The following is a 20,517-nucleotide window of genomic DNA, read 5'->3' as shown; positions in this document are numbered from 1 at the left end:
TAAAATTTACGGAGAAATAAAGTGGCAACATGGAACAGCAGAGGTTTGCGGGGATCCACTCTGGAGGATCTTGTAAATCGTACAAATGAACAATACAGAGAAAAGGGACTGGCACTTATCCAGAAAATTCCCACTCCGATCACACCTGTCCGTATGGATAAGGAAAACCGTCATATTACGCTGGCATATTTCGAGCAACGAAGCACTGTAGACTATATCGGAGCAGTACAGGGCATCCCTGTCTGCTTTGATGCCAAAGAATGTGCGGCGGATACTTTTCCGCTTGCGAATATTCATCCTCATCAGGTGGAATTTATGCAGGCATTTGAAAAGCAGGGAGGGGTGGCTTTTTTTCTTATATTCTACAGCCATGAAAACCAGTTCTATTACCTTACACTGCGCAGTCTCCTTACTTTCTGGAACCGGATGCAGGAAGGCGGCCGCAAGAGCTTCCGGCGCGAAGAACTGGAATCTCAGTATTATTTGAATAAAAAAAGCGGGTTTCTTGTGCCCTTTCTGGATGGGATTCAGATTGATCTTGATGAGAGGGAATAGAAGAGGGACGCGCAGAAATTTATTTTATTTCTGGTGCGGTTTCGGCATCTAAGAGTTTCTAAGGCAAAAAAAATCTGCTAAAAGCATGAGCCGTCTTCTCAAACTCGCTCCGTCGCCGACTTCGCTCAGACAGTGAAACAGCCGGCTCATAACGCAGATTTTTTTTGCCTAAGAAACTCTAGAGTGTGTCTGAAAAATCATTCCCGCAATCTGCACGCCCCACTTTGCGGGATATTTCACCCGAATTCAGTTGCCGTAGCCCGCTACGGCGCCCTCATCCGGGCAAAATATCCCACAAATTGTGACGCACATCTTGCAGAAAGCCTTTTTCAGACACGCTCTAAGATACCTGCAAATGCACCGGAAATAAAATAAATTTCTGCGCTGTGTATTGGCAGTAATCATGAAGAAATCAACTGGCTGGCATACTATAGCAAGCCTCTTATAATGTATATTGATTCAGTTCATCAGAGCGTGAAATCCTGCGTCAGATATCCTTGATGTGCGTCAGCACGCCTGTAGGTATCTTCCTTGTCTTTCGCACTCGGCTGAACTGTCTTAAATGCATTAGTTAATAGACTTGCTATAGCCATCATAATCTTCCACATTGCGAAAACCAGCTCGGAAACATATTGTATTTGAGGTGCATTTGCAGGTGTCTTAGAGATTCTTAGTTTTCAGGAAATCTGCGTTATGAGAAGAAAAGCCCCTTGTCTGAGCGACAGCGAGTAATTCCGGGCTTTTCTTCTCATGGTTTTAGCAGATTTTCTGAAGACTTAGAAGCTCTTAGGCACCGAAACCGCATCTCAAATACAATATGTTTCTGAGCGTCCCTTTAAACATATAATAATAACATTAACTGTACTTGACATTTTTCTAAAAAACAATTATAATTCTATCTAGTCTCGCATTGCTTTAGTAGCACGTTACTACACTAAAGCGAAATTGGCAAAGTAATAACAACCACAATACATAACCAAGAGGAGGACCACCCATGCAGCGTATTTTCCACACCCCTGAAGGTGTAAGAGACATCTACAACGGCGAATGCAGCCAGAAAAGAAAGGTACAGGAGAAAATCCATCGCGTCTTCCACCAGTATGGCTATGAAGACATAGAAACCCCCACATTCGAATACTTCGAAGTATTCAGCCGTGAAGTAGGAACCATCCCCTCCAAAGAACTCTACAAATTCTTTGACAGAGAAGGCAACACCCTGGTACTCAGGCCTGACTTCACCCCGTCTGTATCCAGAGCCTGTGCAACCTACTTTTCCCCGGACAAAGAACCTGTAAGCCTCTGCTACACAGGAAACACATTTATTAATAACACCAGCTACAGAGGACATCTCAAAGAAACCACACAGATGGGAGTAGAACGGATCGGTGATGAATCCGCAGATGCAGATGCAGAACTTCTTGCCATGACAGTGGAATGCCTTCTGGCAGCAGGTCTTACAGAATTTCAGGTCAGTGTCGGACAGGTAGATTACTTCAAATCCTTATTAAAAGAAGCCGAACTCGGTCCGGAAGCAGAAGAACGTCTTCGTGTTTTGATCTCGCAGAAAAATTCTTTCGGAGTAGAAGAGTTTGTAGAAGAACAGAAACTCAAAGACAGTATGCAGAAAGCCTTTACTGAAATCCCACAGATGTTTGGTTCAGAAGAAGTCTTAAAGAAAGCCAGAAGTCTGACAAACAACGCCTGCGCACTGGAGGCAGTTTCCAGACTGGAAGAAATCTATGAGATTATGAAAAACTACGGATATGAAAAGTATATCTCTTTCGATTTTGGAATGCTTAGTAAATATCAGTACTATACAGGTATCATTTTCCAGGCATATACTTACGGAACCGGTGAACCTATGATCAAGGGAGGCCGTTACAATGGCCTGATGAAACACTTTGGCAAACCTGCGGCATCTATCGGATTTGCCCTTGAAGTAGATAACCTTCTTCTTGCACTTTCCAGCCAGAAACTGATCTCTGAGAAAGAGGAGAAGCCGGAAGTAATCGAATACGAGCCACAGAACCGTACAGAAGTCATTAAAGAGGCACAGAAACTTCGTGCAGAGGGCAGATGTGTGGCATTACGTTTGAAAAAGGAGGCCAGATAAGCCATGAGATACCTGACAGTTGCCCTGACAAAAGGCAGACTTGCCAACAAAACAATGGAGATGTTTGAGAAAGCAGGAATCACCTGCGAAGAGATGAAAGATAAAGATTCCCGTAAACTGATCTTTACCAATGAAGAACTGAAGATGAAATTCTTCCTTGCAAAAGGGCCGGATGTTCCTACCTATGTAGAGTATGGTGCGGCAGATATCGGAATTGTGGGAAAGGATACGATCCTGGAGGAAGGCCGTAAGCTTTATGAAGTGATGGATCTTGGATTTGGAAAATGTAAGATGTGTGTCTGCGGACCGGAGAGTGCCAGAGAAGTTCTGGAGAACAACCAGCTGATCCGTGTGGCGACTAAATATCCAAATATTGCCAAGGATTACTTCTTTAACAGAAAACACCAGACAGTAGATTTGATCAAATTAAACGGTTCCATTGAACTGGCACCCATCGTTGGTCTGTCTGAAGTGATCGTAGATATTGTGGAGACCGGAAGTACACTGAAGGAAAACGGACTGAAGGTGCTGGAAGAGGTCTGCCCGCTGTCTGCCAGAATGGTAGTCAATCAGGTGAGCATGAAGATGGAAAATGAGAGAATCCGTAAACTTATTGAAGACTTAAGAAGAGTTCTTCAGGAGGAGATGTAAAGATGCGTACAGTAAAATTAACAAAAGAATCAACAAAGGATATTCTTGAGAATCTGCTGAAAAGAAGCCCGAATAACTATGGGAAATTTGAATCCACAGTAGCTCAGATCCTTAATAAAGTAAAAAATGAAGGGGACGCAGCTCTTTTTGCCTATACAAAAGAATTTGACAAAGCTGATGTGACAAAAGAGACTATCCGCGTCACAGATGCAGAAATTGAAGAGGCTTATGCGCAGATTGATCCTGCACTTCTTGGAGTGATCCGCAAAGCTCTGGTCAATATCCGTCAGTATCATGAAAAACAGATCCAGAACAGCTGGTTTACAAGCACAACAGATGGAACTATGCTTGGACAGAAAGTAACACCGTTAAATCGTGTGGGTGTCTATGTACCCGGTGGAAAAGCAGTTTATCCGTCTTCTGTACTGATGAATATTGTACCTGCGAAAGTGGCAGGAGTCCCGCATATTGTTATGACAACACCGCCCGGAAAGGATGGCAAAGTATGCGCTTCCACACTGGTAGCAGCCAAAGAAGCAGGAGCAGATGAGATTTATAAGGTGGGTGGTGCACAGGCGATCGGTGCCCTTGCTTTCGGAACAGAGAGTATTCCGAAGGTAGACAAGATCGTAGGTCCCGGAAACATTTTCGTAGCTCTTGCAAAGAAAGCAGTATATGGCTATGTAAGCATTGACTCCATTGCAGGACCGAGTGAGATCCTTGTTCTTGCAGATGAGACAGCTAATCCGCATTTTGTGGCAGCTGACCTTCTTTCCCAGGCAGAGCATGATGAACTGGCATGTGCTATCCTGATCACTACAAGTGAAGAATTTGCGAAGAAAGTAGATGAAGAAGTAAAAGGTTTCGTGGAGGTTCTTTCCAGAAAAGAAATCATTCAGAAGTCTCTTGATAACTTTGGATACATTCTGATTGCAGAGGATATGGACGAGGCGATTGAGGCAGCCAATGAAATCGCTCCGGAACATATGGAGATCGTGACAGCCAATCCCTTTGAAGATATGATGAAAGTGAAGAATGCAGGTGCGATCTTTATCGGAGAGTACAGTTCCGAGCCACTGGGAGATTATTTTGCAGGTCCGAACCATGTACTTCCTACAAACGGAACAGCCAAATTTTTCTCAGCTCTTTCCGTAGATGATTTCATCAAGAAATCAAGTATTGTATATTACTCAAAATCCGCACTGCGTAATATACACAAAGATATCATTCAGTTTGCAACTTCTGAGCAGCTTACTGCACATGCAAATTCTATTGCAGTTCGTTTTGAGGATGAAGATGAAGAATAATGGTAAGGCTTTGAATCTGAAATCTGCTATAATGTAAACTGTAGTTTGCGCATTAAAACAATGGATTCAGAGTGTTTGAAAATAAGTAAGACAGAGAGGACTTAACCATGGCAAGAGAAGCCTCAGTAGAAAGAAATACAAAAGAAACAGAAATCAAATTAAAAATAAATCTGGATGGAACCGGATATTCTGATATTGAGACAGGTGTGGGATTTTTTAACCATATGCTGGATGGATTTACCCGTCATGGGCTCTTTGATCTCAGTGTCAGAGTCCATGGTGATCTTCAGGTGGATGACCATCACACCATCGAGGATACAGGAATTGTTCTGGGAACTGCATTAAAAGAAGCAATTGGTGACAAAAAGGGGATTAAGCGCTATGGAAGCTGCATCCTTCCCATGGATGAATCCCTGGTGCTCTGTGCGATTGATCTGTCCGGAAGACCTTACTTTGTATGGGATGCAGAGTTTACCACAGACAGGATTGGTGACATGTCCACGGAAATGGTAAAAGAGTTCTTCTATGCCATTTCCTATGCCTGTGGCATGAATCTTCATATCAGGGTTCTGGCAGGTGGGAATAATCACCATGTAGCAGAAGCAATGTTCAAAAGTTTTGCCAAAGCACTGGACGCAGCCACATCCTATGATCCAAGGATCACAGATGTTCTGTCTACCAAGGGCAGTTTGTAAAATTTGAAAATTTACGAAATGATTTATGGCAATCAATAAATTAGATGGAGACAGAAAATGGAAAATACAGTGAATTTAAAAAGCAGCATCGCATGGTCTGATTTTAAATTAAACAGTGATGGAATGGTACCTGTTATAGCCCAGGATTATCAGACAAACGAAGTGCTGATGCTGGCGTATATGAATGAAGAAGCATTTAATACCACTCTTGAAACAGGTAAAATGACTTACTGGAGCAGAAGCCGCAATGAACTCTGGACGAAGGGACTCACATCCGGACATCTTCAGTTTGTAAAATCCCTTACACTGGATTGCGACAATGATACGATCCTTGCTAAAGTAGAGCAGATCGGTGCAGCCTGCCATACCGGAAACAGAACCTGTTTTTTCAAAACCCTGACAGAAGTGTAATGAATAACGCGATAATATAACGGGATAGTGGTAAGAGAATCGATAGTTTTTTAATAATGCCGTTACTGTTCACTGGTAATATCCCGCGAGGTGTTTTTTGTGAGCGAAGGCCACAGAAAACCCGAGACATACCGCGCGAATTTATGCGATTAGCATAAATTAAGTTTGCGAAGCAAACGATACTCCTTGGGCATTGCACAAGGAGGTTCATATTTCCTGCATCGCGAAGCGTGTTGCTGAGAACGGAGTGAACAGTAACTAATGCCAAACATTAAAGGAAAATATACATGAATTGTATTGACATTTTTGGTAAAATGTGATAAAAAAAGAATATCCGAATTAAATATGTGCAATGTTATAACGCAAAGGTTGCATCGCGCTTGATGCGCAAAAGAGAATCCGGTGAGAATCCGGAGCGATACCGTCACTGTGTATGGGAGCTGCTTTTCAGAAACCACTGGGAAACCGGGAAGGGAGAAACAGCGATGATCGAAGTCAGGAGAACTGCCTTGGCGTAGAATTTAAGGTCTGCGGTATACAGAACCTGTATTCTCATAACGATACATAGCTCTTTTATTAAATGAATCAGACAGAATCGGAAATTACAGATATATCTGGTACATATAAACCATGTATTTATGGGAAAGCGGTAGCTGCAGAATATGCAGTTGCCTTTTTTGTGCATACAATTGTCCGGAAATACGAGAAATAAAAGAGGAAAAACGAAATGAAAAGAAAATCCATGTTAGCCTTATTACTGGCAGTATCCATGACTTGTTCCATGACAGCAGCAACAGGTACAGTTGCTTTTGCATCTGATGATGCAGCAACAGAAGAGGCTGCAGATGACACAGAAGCAGCTGCAGACGATGCAGATGCAGCAGATACAGAGGAAGCATCTGATGATACAACAGAAGCTTCTGATGATGATCAGAAAGCCGCAGACGAAGTTGGTGCCCTGATCGATAAGATTTATGTTCAGGAAAGAACAGACACAACTGACGAAGACTGCAAAGCAGCAAAAGAAGCATGGGACAAACTTACAGATGCTCAGAAAGAACTGGTAACAGGCGAAGAAGCAAGCCCTGAATACTTTGGACGTGACACAGGTGATGCTTCCAAAGATGATCCTCGTAACCAGGATGAGATTGGTGAGAATGAACTTCTTGTAGTAAGTTTTGGTACATCCTTCAACGACAGCCGTGCAGAGGATATCAAAGGAATCGAGGATGCCCTTGCAAAAGCATATCCGGACTGGTCAGTAAGACGTGCATTTACAGCACAGATCATCATCAACCATGTACAGGCAAGAGATGATGAAGTAATCGATAATATGCAGCAGGCTCTTGACCGTGCAGTAGCTAACGGTGTTAAGAATCTTGTTGTACAGCCGACACATCTGATGCATGGTGCAGAATATGATGAAATGACAGAGGCAATTGATGGATACAAAGACAAATTTGAATCTGTTGCAATTGCAGAGCCAATGCTCGGTGAAGTTGGTGATGACGCTACAGTGATCAATGATGACAAGAAAGCAGTTGCTCAGGCAATCACAGATGAAGCTTGCAAGGAAGCTGGATTTGATGATATGAAAGCAGCAGCAGATGCAGGCACAGCATTTGTATTCATGGGACATGGTACATCCCATACAGCTAACGTAACCTATGACCAGATGCAGACACAGATGGATGATCTTGGATTCACAAACGCTTTCATCGGAACTGTAGAGGGAGAACCGGAAGACACAGCATGTGACAAGGTTATCGAGAAAGTAAAAGAAGCAGGATTCAAGAATGTGATCCTTCGTCCTCTGATGGTTGTTGCCGGAGACCACGCTAACAATGATATGGCTGGTGATGATGCAGATTCCTGGAAATCTCAGTTTGAGGCATCCGGTGATTTCGACAGTGTTGACTGTCAGATCGCAGGTCTTGGAAGAATCGCAGCAGTAGAAGATCTGTATGTGGCTCATACAAAAGCAGCAATTGATTCTCTTGGAGCATCTGACGATGCAGCAGCAGAAGATACTGATGCCAAAGCAACAGATGACAGTGCAGACGATGCACAGGCAGATGACGCAGCTGAGACAACAGCTGATACTGCAGAGGCTGACGCTGAATAAAAAATATTGTTCAAACAAGATAAACTGCCCGGAGAACTTGCAAAAGTTTCCGGGCAGATATATTATATGATAAGAAAAAAAAAGTCATAGCAATTCCATAAAATACTGCAAACAGTTCGCACGTTTCTGTTCATTCCGTTCACAGTAACGTGCGCACATCTGAGAAAGATCCAGAGGAACTGTCTTAATTGCATTATTTTCTGGAATTACTATAATATATTTGCCATCACCTGTTCAAAAGCCTGTTGCTCTGCAGCAGATGGGTTGAACAGCACGATAGAAAAAACTATAAAAAATATGAAGATAAGGGAGAAGAAATAATCATGAAGAAACGTTCATTTACATTATTAATGTCAGCACTTACTATTTCAGCTACTCTGATCGGTACAAGCCCGGTTGCTGCAAAGACAGATACTGATACGGCAACAGAAGAAACCACTGATAAAGAAGAAACAACTGCAAAAGATGCTGATTCAGAAAACACAGATAATAAAGAAACAGATGCATCCAAGAGTGATACATTAGAGGATGGCACCTACACAGCAGAATTTGATACAGACAGCGGAATGTTCCATGTAAATGAAGCAAACGATGGAAAAGGAACCCTTACAGTAAAGGAGGGCAAGATGACTATCCATGTAAGCCTTGCTTCTAAGAAAATTGTAAACCTTTTCGTCGGAAAGGCAGAAGATGCACAGAAAGACGGGGCAGAGGTTCTTGAGCCAACCACAGATACTGTTACATACAGCGATGGAATGAGTGAGGAAGTATATGGATTTGATATCCCGGTACCCGCAATTGATGAAGAATTCGATGTAGCTTTGATCGGAACAAAAGGAAAATGGTATGACCATAAGGTAAGTGTCAAAAATCCTGTAAAATCTGATGATAGAGATGCAAAAAAAGATGATAAAGAAAATAAAGATGCAGATTCCAAAGCAGATGACACAGACAAAGATGCGAAAGACAGTAAGACAAGTGAAGGTAAGACTCTGGCAGATCTGAATCTTGAAGACGGCGACTATACGATGGATGTAACTCTTACAGGCGGTTCAGGAAGAGCAACCATTGATTCTCCTGCAGCCATTAATGTAGAAGGCGATAAAGCTACAGCAACTATCGTATGGAGCAGTCCGAACTATGATTATATGCTTGTGGATGGTGAGAAATATGAGCCGGTTAATAAAGACGGAAACTCCACTTTTGAAATCCCTGTCAGCGTATTTGATGCAGAGATGGAGGTAACAGCAGATACAGTAGCAATGAGTGAGCCTCACGAGATTGACTACACCTTAAATTTTGATTCCACAACTGCCAAAGAAGCAGAAAAAACAGCAAAATAATCACATACAAACAAAGAAACAATTATGAAGATGAAAAACATAATAAAGAAACAGCAAAAAACAATATTTATCGGTTTTATGTCAGTTGCATTATTTATTATCTGTATATGCACTGTCTGTACAGCATACGCAGCAGATAAAGACAATGCAAAAACTCCTGTGGATATCCCGGGACTTACCTATGACCACAGTATGGAACTTTCCTACGCAGAAGAATTCAGCGTAGACTATTACAATGATGGCTATGCTCTGATTACTATCGATCAGGAAGGACAGTTTCTTGTAGTTCCAGAGGGAAAAAAGGCTCCAAAGGGGCTTGAAAAAGATATCACAGTTATTCAACAACCGCTGAACAACATCTATCTGGTAGCAACCTCTGCCATGGATCTTTTCCGCGCAATTGACGGTATTGACAGCATTCGTCTTTCAGGAACTCAGGAGAATGGATGGTATATCCAGGAAGCAAAAGATGCCATGGAATCCGGAAAAATGATTTATGCAGGCAAGTACAATGCACCGGATTATGAACTGATCCTGGATGAAGGCTGTGGTCTTGCCATTGAATCAACTATGATCCATCATAATCCGGAGGTGGAAGAGAAACTGGAACAGTTTGGTATCCCGGTAATGGTAGAACGTTCCAGTTATGAGAGCCATCCTCTGGGAAGAACTGAATGGATGAAACTCTATGCTGTGCTTCTCGGAAAAGAAGATGTAGCTGAGAAGGCATTTAAGGAGCAGACAGACAAGCTTGACAAAGTTCTGACCTCTGATGATAAAGATACAGGTAAAACAGTAGCATTCTTTTATATTAATTCCACAGGTGCTGTCAATGTGCGAAAGAATGGTGATTATGTTTCAAACATGATCGAGCTTGCAGGCGGCAAATATGTTCCCGAAGATACAGGAGAAAGTGATAACGCTTTGTCTACCATGAATATGCAGATGGAAGAATTTTATGCCAAAGCAAAAGATGCGGACTATATCATCTATAACAGTACTATCGACGGTGAACTTTCTAGTATTGATGAACTGCTGGCAAAAAGTAATCTTCTGGCAGATTTTAAGGCAGTGAAGGATGGAAATGTGTGGTGTACGGGTAAAAATCTTTTCCAGGAAACCACCGAGCTTGGAACCATGATCGAAGATATTCATACAATCCTTACCACAGATGATGATTCACTGGATGAACTTGTATATATGCATAAGTTAAAATGATATTTGTAAATCCTCGGCACACTTGAATTCGCATTCTATGCGATTGGTATAGTTATTTACGAATGGCATTGAAATATGTTTGCGGGATTCTGCAGAACTGCCAAAAGCAGGAAATATAAAAACAAAAGGAACAAAAAATATGGATGACAAAAAACGTACAGCCAGATACTGGATAGCATTTTTTATACTGGCGGTGTTTCTGGTGATTTTATTTGTCTGGAATGTAAATGCCGGAAGCATTAATCTTTCAGTGGGTGAGATTCTGAATATTATTTTCAGACATCAGGGAGATGCGACTGCTTACAATATAATATGGGAAATCCGTCTTCCCAGGATTCTGTCAGTGATCATTCTTGGAGGAGCACTTTCTGTATCCGGATTTCTTCTTCAGACATTTTTTAATAACCCTATTGCAGGTCCCTTTGTACTTGGAATTTCTTCAGGAGCCAAGCTGGTAGTTGCACTTCTGATGATTTATTTTCTGAGCAGATCTATTTCCATGGGTTCTGCAGCCATGATCATTGCAGCGTTTATCGGTTCTATGATTTCCATGGGATTTGTCCTGCTGGTTGCCAAAAAAGTCCACAACATGTCCATGCTGGTTATCAGCGGTGTCATGATCGGTTACATCTGTTCTGCAGTTACAGATTTCGTAGTTACATTTGCGGATGACTCCAATATCGTCAATCTTCACAACTGGTCACTGGGAAGTTTTTCAGGAATGTCCTGGGGTAATGTGAAAGTAATGGCAATAGTAGTTCTGCTCACAATGGTGATCGTGTTCTTTATGTCTAAGCCTATCGGTGCCTATCAGCTGGGTGAAGTTTATGCCCAGAATATGGGAGTGAATATCAAGCTGTTCCGCATAGGACTGATTCTCTTATCCAGTATTCTGTCTGCCTGTGTGACAGCTTTTGCAGGACCAATTTCTTTTGTTGGCATTGCAGTGCCTCACATTGTAAAAAGCCTGCTGAAAACAGCCAGACCGCTCCTTGTGATCCCGGCTTGCTTTCTGGGAGGGGCAGTATTTTGTCTTTTCTGTGATTTGATCGCCAGAACCGTATTTGCACCTACAGAACTCAGTATCAGTTCCGTAACAGCAGTGTTTGGCGCACCGGTTGTAATCTATATCATGATCCGCAGACAGAAGAGAAATTGATATAAAAAGCAGGAGCAGAATACGCTATCCGGGCAGATTACTATAAGATGCAGCATAAAAAGGAAAACAGGAAAAAATATGTCAGAGAAAATAGCAGATGTAATAAAGGAAACAGAAAATAACAAAGCAGACCGGCAGGAACAGTATTTTTTCCGTACGGATCAGCTGACTGTGGGATATGACGGAAAACCTCTTATCAGAGAAATCAATATTCAGCTGAAAAAGGGAGAAATCCTCACTCTCATCGGTCCTAACGGTGCCGGAAAATCCACTATTCTTAAAAGCATCACCAGACAGCTTGCCACGATCAGCGGTACTGTTTATCTGGATAAAGAGAAAATGGCAAAGATGACCAATAAAGAGGTCTCTCAGAAACTGGCAGTCGTGCTCACAGAGCGTATGCGTCCGGAACTGATGACCTGCGAAGACATTGTAGCCACAGGGCGTTATCCTTATACAGGAACTTTGGGAATACTCTCCGCAGAGGATAAGACAAAGGTAAAGAAATCAATGGAAACCGTCCATGCATGGGATTTAAAAGACAGGGATTTTACAGCCATCAGTGATGGTCAGAGACAACGAATCCTTCTTGCCCGGGCTATCTGTCAGGAGCCGGAGATCATTGTACTGGATGAGCCGACTTCTTTTCTGGATATCCGTCATAAGCTGGAACTTCTTACCATTTTGAAACAGATGGTGCTGGATCATCAGCTTACAGTGATCATGTCGCTGCATGAGTTGGATCTTGCACAGAAAATATCTGATAAAGTTATCTGTGTACATGGAGAATATATAGAAAAATATGGTGCTCCGGAAGAAATCTTTACTTCTGAGTATATTCGGAAGTTGTATGGAATTACCAGAGGAAGCTATAATGCTGCTTTTGGATGTGTGGAGATGGATCCGCCCAGAGGTGAACCTCAGGTGTTTGTAATTGGCGGTAATGGAAGCGGAATTCCGTATTATCGAAAACTGCAGAGACAGGGAATTCCATTTGCGGCAGGAGTGCTTCACACGAATGATGTAGACTGTCAGGTAGCCGGTGCACTTGCAGACCAGGTGATTACAGAGAAACCTTTCGAAAGTATTTCACAGGAATCTTATGATAAGGCTGTGGAATTGATGAAAAAATGTCAGAAAGTGATCTGTCCTCTGAAAGACTTCGGAACAGTGAATGCCGCAAACAGGGAACTGCTTCGCCTTGCGCGGGAGCTGGGAATACTGGCAGAGCTATAGGTTACTGTTCACTCCGTTCCCAGCAACACGCTTCGCGATGCACAGAATTTATGCTAATCGCATAAATTCGCGCAGTATGTCTCGGGTTTTCTGTGACCTTCGCTCACAAAAAACACCTCGCGGGATATTAGCAGTGAACAGTAACAGCTATAGTACATCGTTTTCGAAATAATATTATTATTTCATGTATATGTATGCTATAATGGATACCATCAATCATCCAAAGGAGAGAAATATGGATAAGTTATACATTGTTATCCCGGCATACAATGAGCAGGATAACATTGAACAGGTCATTAATGACTGGTATCCTGTTATAGAGAAGCATAACGGAAACGGTCAGTCACGTCTGATTGTCATTGATGACGGGAGCAAAGATTCTACATATGAAAAACTGAAACAGTGTACAAAGACACGCCCTCTGCTGATTCCGATAACAAAACCAAACGGCGGTCATGGTGCAACTGTGCTTTATGGCTATAAGTATGCACTCAAAAATGGTGCAGATTACATTTTCCAGACAGATTCAGACGGCCAGACACTGCCGGAAGAATTTGAACCGTTCTGGAAACGAAGACAGAAATATGATATGGTCATCGGCTGGAGAAAAGACAGACAGGATGGAATATCACGTGTTTTTGTAACAAAAACTCTGAAACTGGTTATCCGTATCTGTTTTGGAGTAAATCTGACAGATGCCAACACTCCGTACCGTTTGATGAAAGCAGAGACGATGGCCAGGTACATACATCTGATCCCGAAGGATTTTAATCTTTCCAATGTACTTCTGGCTGTTATTTATAAGAAGAAGGGATGTAGCATCAAATTTCTTCCTGTCACATTCAGACCTCGTCAGGGCGGGGTGAATTCCATTAACATGAAGAAAATCTGTAAGATCGGAAAACAGGCGGTAATAGATTTTGTGAAATTGAACAGGATTATCCGCCGAACATAAAAAATGATGAAAAAAAACTGTTGTTCCTACAGTGATCGTGAGGAACAGCAGTTTTTTTGTTGTTGTATTTTCAGATAAATGTCGAATCATATCATAAGATGTCGGACGAAATAAATTGACATTTTCTTTAAACAAAATTACAATTATAGTTGTAATAAGACAGAAAACGGTATGTACCGATCTGCACACATCGGGTACATAACACACATAACACAACAAATCAACATATAACAAAACAACACACACAGGTAACAAGGTTACCACAAATGTAAAAATAATAATAGGGAGAAAAGAATAAGATGAACAAAATGAATGAATTGTGCGAAATGGAATTGACAGGTCGTTACGAGGAGAAACTTTCTGCTCTGAAAGCGGAAATCAGTGCAGCAGATGAGTATATCAGGCAGGATAACAGTGACCTGACGGAATTTGAGAACCGATATGAGCGTTTAGATATCCCGTATCGTGTAAAAAGATTTCTGGATGACTATATTGCGTGTATGCAGACAAAATATGAACGTCTTGCAGACCTGTGCTATCTGGCGGGAGAACAAGGATTATAAAAAAAATCTTGTTTTATCTGTCGAAATAAAGTATTGTAGTAATATACTATATTTACGACAGATAAGGAGAAAATGCGTTATGTACAGAAAGAAAAATTTTATAAGTCTGGGAATGAGCCTGGTTCTGGTAGCAGGAATTACGGTAACACCTGTAACAGCAGCAGATTTCACAGATGGTACAGTTTCTGAATTTAATTCAGATGATGCAACAGAATTTGATGTACAACAGGAAACTGCGGATAATGCGGAGTTTGCATCAGATACAGAGGATAGCATTTCGGACAAAGCAGGTTCAAATGAAGCAGATTCAGACGAAGAAGTCTTTGCAGAGGCTGTAATTCCGGACGAAAACGGTGCTGTGGATAACAGACAGCTTCTGGAGAAATATCTGAATGATATTCTGTACGGACAGGATCCGGACACACAGCCAGCAGCTTCTCTGGGTGAGGATGTACTGAATGGACAGCAGCAGACCTTATATGAGGAACTTAAGAGTAAAATCAGCGCAGTGGCATCGAAAGGTGGTTCTACCAGGTTTAAAGTCAGTTCAGATCTGGGACTGACCTGGCAGACAACAGCAAGCGGTAATGCGCTCAAAAGAGAAGTAGCCGCACACCTTAATGAACTGGATATTTCAAAGATTATCGATTGCCTGGCTGTAGATTGTCCATATGAATTGTACTGGTACGAAAAGACTGCAGCTACTACTTGGCAGTATGGTTACAGCACAAAGGCAACAGGAAACAAAACAACTGTAAAAATTGAAAATCTTTCCATATCTATGCCGGTGATCAGCAGTTATGCTTCCGGTAAATATAAAGTAAATGCAGGGATTGTACAGCTTGCAAAAAGTGCAGCAGAAAATGCCAGAATGATCGTAAAAGAATTTCAGGGTTATACAGAGACAGAAAAGCTGTACGGATATAAAGAAATGATCTGCTACCTGACTTCCTACAATGATGATGTGACGGAGGATGATGAATACGGAGATCCATGGCAGTTAATCTATGTTTTTGACGGAGATGACAGTACTAATGTGGTCTGTGAAGGTTATTCCAAGGCATTTCAGTATCTGTGCGATCTCAGTGACATTACCTGCTATACAGTGACCGGTATGATGAATGGCGGTACAGGTGAAGGTCCTCATATGTGGAATATTGTGGCAAATAACGGTAAATATTATATGGCAGATATCACAAACAGCGATGAAGGAACAGTTGGAGAAGACGGAGGTCTGTTTCTGGATACTCCGATTTCAGGAAGTATTTCCCGGGGCTATACATATGCGACAGACAGTGCGAATATATATTTTGCATATGACAAAGAAGCAAAGAGCTTATATGGAATCGGAAAAAATTCCATTCTTTATATGACGCAGGAAACGTATTCTGCTGATGATCTGACTGCAAAACCGGCAAAAACTTCAATTACAGGTATATCAAACAGGACTGCCGGAAAACTTGTGATTACATGGAAAAAGGCAAAGAGTGCAGATGGATATGAGATCTATCGCCGGGCAGGAACCACTAATCCATACATAAGAGCAGCGGTAATTAAATCCGGTTCAACTACAAAATACACAAATGCAAAACTGAAAAAAGGACATATATATTATTACAGAATCCGTTCATACAGATATGATGAGAATGGAAGAAAGATATACAGCGGCTGGTCAACAGTAAAGAAGCAGAAAGTAAAATGAAATCGGTAATCAGAAAAAGGCACAAAGGATAACGTGGATAAAACAATGATGAAAGTACTTTCGTAAAAACAGAGTACACAGTTTCAGGGGATTTTCTTGCCATATGTGGAACATCATGATACAATGAGACACGATATGACAGAGAGAACCCCTGAAATTTTATTATATTATAAGAAATTACTCCATAATGCTCTTATAATATAATAAAGCAGTATTTTTATAATGCTGTAAATATCTGGAAAATATGGGAGGAATAAATATAAATGTGTGGAATTGTTGGATTTACAGGTAATCATCAGGCAGCACCTATATTATTATATGGTCTGTCCAGACTTGAATACAGAGGTTATGATTCAGCGGGACTTGCAGTTCGCGACGGCGAAGGTGATACAGAGGTTATTAAAGCGAAAGGCAGACTGAAAGTTCTTGCAGATAAAACTAATAATGGAGAATCTGTACCTGGAACATGTGGTATCGGACATACCCGTTGGGCGACACATGGAGAACCATCTGAGACAAATGCGCATCCCCATATGAGTGATGACGGTAACGTAGTAGCAGTTCATAATGGAATCATTGAGAATTATCAGGAACTGAAAGACAAACTGATCCGCAATGGCTATGAGTTTTATTCGTCTACAGACACTGAAGTAGCAGTTAAACTTGTAGATTATTATTATAAGAAATATCTCGGAACACCGGTAGATGCCATTAACCATGCAATGGTCCGTATCCGCGGTTCCTATGCTCTTGCGATCATGTTTAAAGACTACCCGGGAGAGATTTATGTGGCAAGAAAAGACAGCCCGATGATCCTTGGGGTGGAGAACGGTGAATCTTACATTGCATCCGATGTTCCTGCAATTTTAAAATACACCAGAAATGTATATTATATTGGAAATCTGGAGATGGCTCGTATCAGAAAAGGGGAGATCACGTTCTACAATCTGGATGGTGATGAGATCCAGAAAGAGCCGAAAACAATTGAATGGGATGCAGAAGCGGCGGAGAAAGCGGGATTTGAACATTTCATGATAAAAGAAATTCATGAACAGCCGAAAGCAGTTCGGGATACTTTGAATTCTGTACTCAAAGATGATCGTATTGATCTCTCAGAAGTAGGTCTTACAGATGAGGAGATCAAAAAGATCAGCCAGATTTATATTGTAGCATGTGGCTCTGCTTACCATGTGGGAATGGCAGCCCAGTATGTGATTGAAGATCTGACAAGGATTCCGGTACGTGTGGAACTGGCATCGGAATTCCGATACAGAAATCCGATTTTAGATCCGGAAGGTCTTGTGGTCATTGTCAGCCAGTCAGGGGAAACAGCAGACAGCCTTGCGGCACTTCGTGAGGCGAAACAGAGAGGTATCCGTACACTGGGAATTGTCAATGTGGTAGGTTCTTCCATTGCCAGAGAAGCGGATAATGTTTTTTACACTCTGGCGGGACCGGAAATTTCTGTAGCAACTACCAAGGCATACAGTACTCAGCTGATTGCCTCCTATGCACTGGCAGTGCAGTTTGGAAAAGTCAGAGAACAGATTACAGAAGAAAAATATCAGGAGCTGATCGCAGAGCTGAAAACACTTCCGGATAAGATTGCCAAGATTATTGAAGATGACAAAGAGCGTATCCAGTGGTTTGCGGCTAAGCAGGCAAATGCCAGGGATGCTTTCTTTATCGGGCGTGGTATTGACTATGCCATCAGTATGGAAGGCAGCCTGAAGATGAAAGAAGTCAGTTATGTACACACAGAAGCTTATGCGGCCGGAGAACTGAAACATGGCACAATCTCTCTGATTGAGGACGGAACTCTTGTGATCGGTATTCTCACGCAGAATCATCTCTATGAGAAAACAGTCTCCAATATGGTAGAATGTAAGAGCCGCGGTGCATACCTGATGGGACTCACCACATATGGACATTATAATATAGAAGATACTGCAGATTTCACAGTTTATATTCCGAAAACAGATCCACACTTTGCAACTTCACTGGCAGTTATTCCTTTGCAGCTGCTTGGCTATTATGTCAGCGTAGCCAAAGGCCTAGATGTAGATAAGCCGAGAAATCTGGCTAAGAGTGTAACTGTAGAATAGTGCCGGGAAAACAATACAATATGTAGCGTAATGCCACAGACTGTAAAGGATTAATACGGTCTGCGGCATTTTTTTCAAAATCCCAGAATCTCATGAAAATAGATCTGATTTTGAATAACAGAAGGATGTTCCGGTTTCAGTGTTCTGGCTTTCCGATGAAATTCAAAAGCTTCTTTGTGCATTCCGGATTTGTCCAGACATACACATAATTGCAGAAATGGTATGAAATTATGGCAGTCCGGAATATAGAATCCTCCGTTTTGGCTGTTGTCCGGTGCAAGAAGTGCCTGATGATACCAGTGAGCTGCCATGGAAAAGTTCTGTTTCATAAAAAATATTTTCCCAATCTCACAGCATATTTCGGCTCTTGGAATATCTGACATGAAACTGTGAAACAGTATCTCAAGAGCATACTGGTCATTGCCTGATGCCTGATAACAATAGGAGAGAACCAGACAACTGTCCAGTCTGTTTTCAATCCAGCCGTCCGGCTCTTTCAGAAATTTTTTCAGAACACAGATGGCATACTCGTATTGCTTATGATAAAAAAGTTCCCGGCCATAATAAAATAAGTCTCTGGGTTCCAGAGGCTCTCCTTCTTCGATCATCTGTTGATAGATGTGCAGATTTCGAAAGGAAGAGCAGGGTTTTATTTTGCGATGTTCAATCTGTATGGGAGAATAAAGGATGTTCCCGGTGGGAATGATGGATTCATGAACTCTTCCCCGCCATCTGAAATTTCGGGAAGTTTTTAAGATGCGTTCTCTGTAACAGGAGAATGCAGCATGATTCCATTCATCGAAATCTGTGACATAATCCATCATAACCATATCTGTGTTCGGACTCAGTGTTTCTTTTAATTGTTTTAGTCTGTACAGATTTTCCTGAGTGATCATGTCGTCTGCATCCAGCCACATCCAGTAATCAGTACTGACTTTTTCCGAAATAAAATTCCGGGCAGCAGAAAAATCATTTTTCCATGGAAAATCATAAACTTCTGCTGTAAATTCTCTGATAATTTCTTTGGTCCTGTCTGTAGAACCGGTATCACAGATAAGAATTTTGTCTACAATTTCTTTCATGGGTTTCAGGATACGCGGCAATACTTTTTCTTCATTTTTTACAATTATACAAAGGCTGAGAGAAATCATGGAAGATAATTTAAAGCACCTTTTGAGAAAATCAGGAGGAGCATTTGCCCCTCCTGGGGTTTAAGTTGCAAGAAGTCCGGCTGCGCGGAGATTTGCGAGAAGCTGATTAAACTGGGTTACAATATCTGTCTGACCTGTGGCATCTGCTACGGCCGCTGCCGGAGCTACAGTACCGGCAGGTCCGGTAGCACCAGTGGCTCCAGTAGGTCCGGCAGGCCCGGCAGCACCAGTAGGTCCGATAGGCCCGGCAGGGCCAGTAGGTCCGATAGCTCCGGAAGGTCCGGCAGCGCCAGTGGCTCCGGTAGCTCCGACAGGTCCGGTAGCGCCAGTGGCTCCAACAGGTCCGACAGGACCTGGGTAGCCTTGAAGTCCGGGTTCACCCTGGGGGCCCTGAGGTCCCATTGGACCAACGGGACCGGGACAGCCTCTGGGTCCGGTAGGACCAGGACAACCGCGCGGCCCCTGAGGTCCCTGACAGTCACAGCTGCAGCGATTGTTATTGTTACAACAGGATGTACCGGATAATTCCGGATCATCTGAGGTATGACGACTAAACAGCATAGAAAAGTATCACCTCTGGAAAATCTTATATCGTCAGACTAGACAGTCTGCCCGGCAGACTGTAATTTTACAGGACATTCCGGCAGTTGTCGTGGAATCTGACAATAATAGATTGCAGTTCTCGATATTAGTATATGTTTCATATGTGAGTTTGTGACTTACTATTGTATAACTGTCAACTACCCATTACCTAAAGGCAATGGGCTTGTAACTGCCCAGTCGTAGTAACGGTTTACGCCTTCGACCTTTTATCCCCAATAGGTATTGCTACCTAAAGTGGCGCTACATCATAGGGTGGTTGACAGCATCCTTTACAGACAAGATATACTCATCTGTAACTGTATCAGGTACTAAACTTCCCATGCTATACAGCAAACATTCTTTTACGGGTAAGATTTTACGCAATACGCGAGTGTTTTACTTTATAGGAAAGAAATATAAAAACTGCTGTGAAAGATAAGTTTATTTTCCTGACAGGATAATTATCAAAAATGAAAAGAGTCTGATGCATAAAACATATAGGTTTATGCGTTGGATTCTTTTTTGTCTCTTGCCCAATAAGTTCCGGTATGCTATGATAAACAAAAGCATATTTTCTAATTATCTAAATCTATGTAATTGCCCGGTATTTTCGACAGTTACAGCCAAATCTCAATTCATATACAGA

16 protein-coding genes, 3 pseudogenes and 1 riboswitch are annotated in these 20,517 nt (G+C 42.0%); of the genes and pseudogenes, 16 read left to right on the top strand and 3 right to left on the bottom strand.

The genetic code is table 11. The annotated features are described in order from the left end of the window. Nucleotides 1-21: 21 nt before the first annotated feature. Nucleotides 22-555: a Holliday junction resolvase RecU gene (locus LJE12_RS02635; protein ID WP_120062353.1), complete on the top strand. Its 534-nt coding sequence runs from the start codon at nt 22-24 to the stop codon at nt 553-555. Nucleotides 556-723: 168 nt separating this feature from the next. Here LJE12_RS02635 and LJE12_RS20470 read toward each other — a convergent pair. Next, a pseudogene (locus tag LJE12_RS20470) lies at nt 724-846 on the bottom strand (DUF6783 domain-containing protein). Here LJE12_RS20470 and LJE12_RS20465 point away from each other — a divergent pair. From LJE12_RS20465 to glmS, 15 genes and pseudogenes are all read left to right on the top strand, one after another. Beyond that, nucleotides 805-930: pseudogene (locus tag LJE12_RS20465) on the top strand (DUF6783 domain-containing protein); the annotation flags it as partial. The pseudogenes LJE12_RS20470 and LJE12_RS20465 sit on opposite strands and share 42 nt — an antisense overlap. A 619-nt stretch (nt 931-1,549) precedes the next feature. Continuing rightward, the gene (hisZ, locus tag LJE12_RS02630) at nt 1,550-2,668 is read left to right on the top strand and encodes an ATP phosphoribosyltransferase regulatory subunit (protein ID WP_118613716.1); all 1,119 of its coding nucleotides are present in this window, start codon (nt 1,550-1,552) and stop codon (nt 2,666-2,668) included. A 3-nt stretch (nt 2,669-2,671) separates the two neighbouring features. Further along, nucleotides 2,672-3,319: an ATP phosphoribosyltransferase gene (gene hisG / locus LJE12_RS02625; protein ID WP_008702990.1), complete on the top strand. Its 648-nt coding sequence runs from the start codon at nt 2,672-2,674 to the stop codon at nt 3,317-3,319. A gap of 2 nt (nt 3,320-3,321) precedes the next feature. After that, nucleotides 3,322-4,626, top strand: coding sequence for a histidinol dehydrogenase (gene hisD / locus LJE12_RS02620; protein WP_118613714.1), 1,305 nt, complete (start codon nt 3,322-3,324; stop codon nt 4,624-4,626). A gap of 107 nt (nt 4,627-4,733) precedes the next feature. Continuing rightward, nucleotides 4,734-5,321: an imidazoleglycerol-phosphate dehydratase HisB gene (gene hisB / locus LJE12_RS02615; RefSeq protein ID WP_118409377.1), complete on the top strand. Its 588-nt coding sequence runs from the start codon at nt 4,734-4,736 to the stop codon at nt 5,319-5,321. A 78-nt stretch (nt 5,322-5,399) separates the two neighbouring features. Next, nucleotides 5,400-5,726: pseudogene (gene hisI / locus LJE12_RS02610) on the top strand (phosphoribosyl-AMP cyclohydrolase); the annotation flags it as partial. 355 nt (nt 5,727-6,081) lie between these two features. Further along, nucleotides 6,082-6,258: riboswitch (cobalamin riboswitch) on the top strand. Between the two features lie 201 nt (nt 6,259-6,459). Then, on the top strand, nt 6,460-7,857 hold the full coding sequence (locus tag LJE12_RS02605; protein WP_008702995.1) for a sirohydrochlorin cobaltochelatase: 1,398 nt from the start codon (nt 6,460-6,462) through the stop codon (nt 7,855-7,857). 323 nt (nt 7,858-8,180) lie between these two features. Continuing rightward, nucleotides 8,181-9,200, top strand: coding sequence for a hypothetical protein (locus tag LJE12_RS02600; protein ID WP_173703118.1), 1,020 nt, complete (start codon nt 8,181-8,183; stop codon nt 9,198-9,200). A 24-nt stretch (nt 9,201-9,224) separates the two neighbouring features. Next, on the top strand, nt 9,225-10,418 hold the full coding sequence (locus LJE12_RS02595; RefSeq protein ID WP_118613710.1) for an ABC transporter substrate-binding protein: 1,194 nt from the start codon (nt 9,225-9,227) through the stop codon (nt 10,416-10,418). Between the two features lie 139 nt (nt 10,419-10,557). Then, nucleotides 10,558-11,577: a FecCD family ABC transporter permease gene (locus tag LJE12_RS02590; RefSeq protein WP_118613736.1), complete on the top strand. Its 1,020-nt coding sequence runs from the start codon at nt 10,558-10,560 to the stop codon at nt 11,575-11,577. A 78-nt stretch (nt 11,578-11,655) separates the two neighbouring features. Next, a complete protein-coding gene (locus tag LJE12_RS02585) occupies nt 11,656-12,813 on the top strand; it encodes an ABC transporter ATP-binding protein (protein ID WP_008702999.1) in 1,158 nt (385 codons plus the stop codon). A 235-nt stretch (nt 12,814-13,048) separates the two neighbouring features. Further along, nucleotides 13,049-13,768 carry a glycosyltransferase family 2 protein gene (locus tag LJE12_RS02580; RefSeq protein ID WP_008703000.1) on the top strand — a complete coding sequence of 240 codons (720 nt, stop codon included), beginning with the start codon at nt 13,049-13,051 and terminating at the stop codon, nt 13,766-13,768. Nucleotides 13,769-14,067: 299 nt separating this feature from the next. Next, nucleotides 14,068-14,331: a hypothetical protein gene (locus LJE12_RS02575; protein ID WP_008703001.1), complete on the top strand. Its 264-nt coding sequence runs from the start codon at nt 14,068-14,070 to the stop codon at nt 14,329-14,331. 79 nt (nt 14,332-14,410) lie between these two features. Continuing rightward, the gene (locus tag LJE12_RS02570) at nt 14,411-16,033 is read left to right on the top strand and encodes a hypothetical protein (protein ID WP_118613708.1); all 1,623 of its coding nucleotides are present in this window, start codon (nt 14,411-14,413) and stop codon (nt 16,031-16,033) included. 263 nt (nt 16,034-16,296) lie between these two features. Then, nucleotides 16,297-18,138 carry a glutamine--fructose-6-phosphate transaminase (isomerizing) gene (gene glmS, locus LJE12_RS02565; RefSeq protein WP_022381098.1) on the top strand — a complete coding sequence of 614 codons (1,842 nt, stop codon included), beginning with the start codon at nt 16,297-16,299 and terminating at the stop codon, nt 18,136-18,138. Nucleotides 18,139-18,212: 74 nt separating this feature from the next. Here the strand turns inward: glmS and LJE12_RS02560 are convergent, their stop codons facing one another. Next, complete coding sequence (locus tag LJE12_RS02560; RefSeq protein ID WP_118613706.1) at nt 18,213-19,289, bottom strand: tetratricopeptide repeat-containing glycosyltransferase family 2 protein; 1,077 nt, start codon at nt 19,287-19,289, stop codon at nt 18,213-18,215. A gap of 60 nt (nt 19,290-19,349) precedes the next feature. Further along, on the bottom strand, nt 19,350-19,850 hold the full coding sequence (locus LJE12_RS20150) for a collagen-like protein (protein WP_118613704.1): 501 nt from the start codon (nt 19,848-19,850) through the stop codon (nt 19,350-19,352). Between the last annotated feature and the right edge of the window lie 667 nt (nt 19,851-20,517).

It is taken from the genome of Blautia sp. DFI.6.71, from assembly GCF_020593585.1.
Classification (GTDB): domain Bacteria; phylum Bacillota; class Clostridia; order Lachnospirales; family Lachnospiraceae; genus Blautia_A; species Blautia_A wexlerae.
The sequence above is the reverse complement of the archived record's forward strand: the minus strand, read 5'-3'. Positions and strand labels throughout refer to the sequence as shown.

Coding starts and splice junctions, on each gene's coding strand:
- LJE12_RS02580 (WP_008703000.1), top strand. CDS start 13,049: ATGGATAAGTTATACATTGTTATCCCGGCATACAATGAGCAGGATAAC.
- LJE12_RS02560 (WP_118613706.1), bottom strand. CDS start 19,289: ATGATTTCTCTCAGCCTTTGTATAATTGTAAAAAATGAAGAAAAAGTA.
- LJE12_RS02600 (WP_173703118.1), top strand. CDS start 8,181: ATGAAGAAACGTTCATTTACATTATTAATGTCAGCACTTACTATTTCA.
- hisD (WP_118613714.1), top strand. CDS start 3,322: ATGCGTACAGTAAAATTAACAAAAGAATCAACAAAGGATATTCTTGAG.
- hisB (WP_118409377.1), top strand. CDS start 4,734: ATGGCAAGAGAAGCCTCAGTAGAAAGAAATACAAAAGAAACAGAAATC.
- hisZ (WP_118613716.1), top strand. CDS start 1,550: ATGCAGCGTATTTTCCACACCCCTGAAGGTGTAAGAGACATCTACAAC.
- LJE12_RS02585 (WP_008702999.1), top strand. CDS start 11,656: ATGTCAGAGAAAATAGCAGATGTAATAAAGGAAACAGAAAATAACAAA.
- glmS (WP_022381098.1), top strand. CDS start 16,297: ATGTGTGGAATTGTTGGATTTACAGGTAATCATCAGGCAGCACCTATA.
- LJE12_RS20150 (WP_118613704.1), bottom strand. CDS start 19,850: ATGCTGTTTAGTCGTCATACCTCAGATGATCCGGAATTATCCGGTACA.
- LJE12_RS02575 (WP_008703001.1), top strand. CDS start 14,068: ATGAACAAAATGAATGAATTGTGCGAAATGGAATTGACAGGTCGTTAC.
- LJE12_RS02605 (WP_008702995.1), top strand. CDS start 6,460: ATGAAAAGAAAATCCATGTTAGCCTTATTACTGGCAGTATCCATGACT.
- LJE12_RS02595 (WP_118613710.1), top strand. CDS start 9,225: ATGAAGATGAAAAACATAATAAAGAAACAGCAAAAAACAATATTTATC.
- LJE12_RS02570 (WP_118613708.1), top strand. CDS start 14,411: ATGTACAGAAAGAAAAATTTTATAAGTCTGGGAATGAGCCTGGTTCTG.
- LJE12_RS02590 (WP_118613736.1), top strand. CDS start 10,558: ATGGATGACAAAAAACGTACAGCCAGATACTGGATAGCATTTTTTATA.
- hisG (WP_008702990.1), top strand. CDS start 2,672: ATGAGATACCTGACAGTTGCCCTGACAAAAGGCAGACTTGCCAACAAA.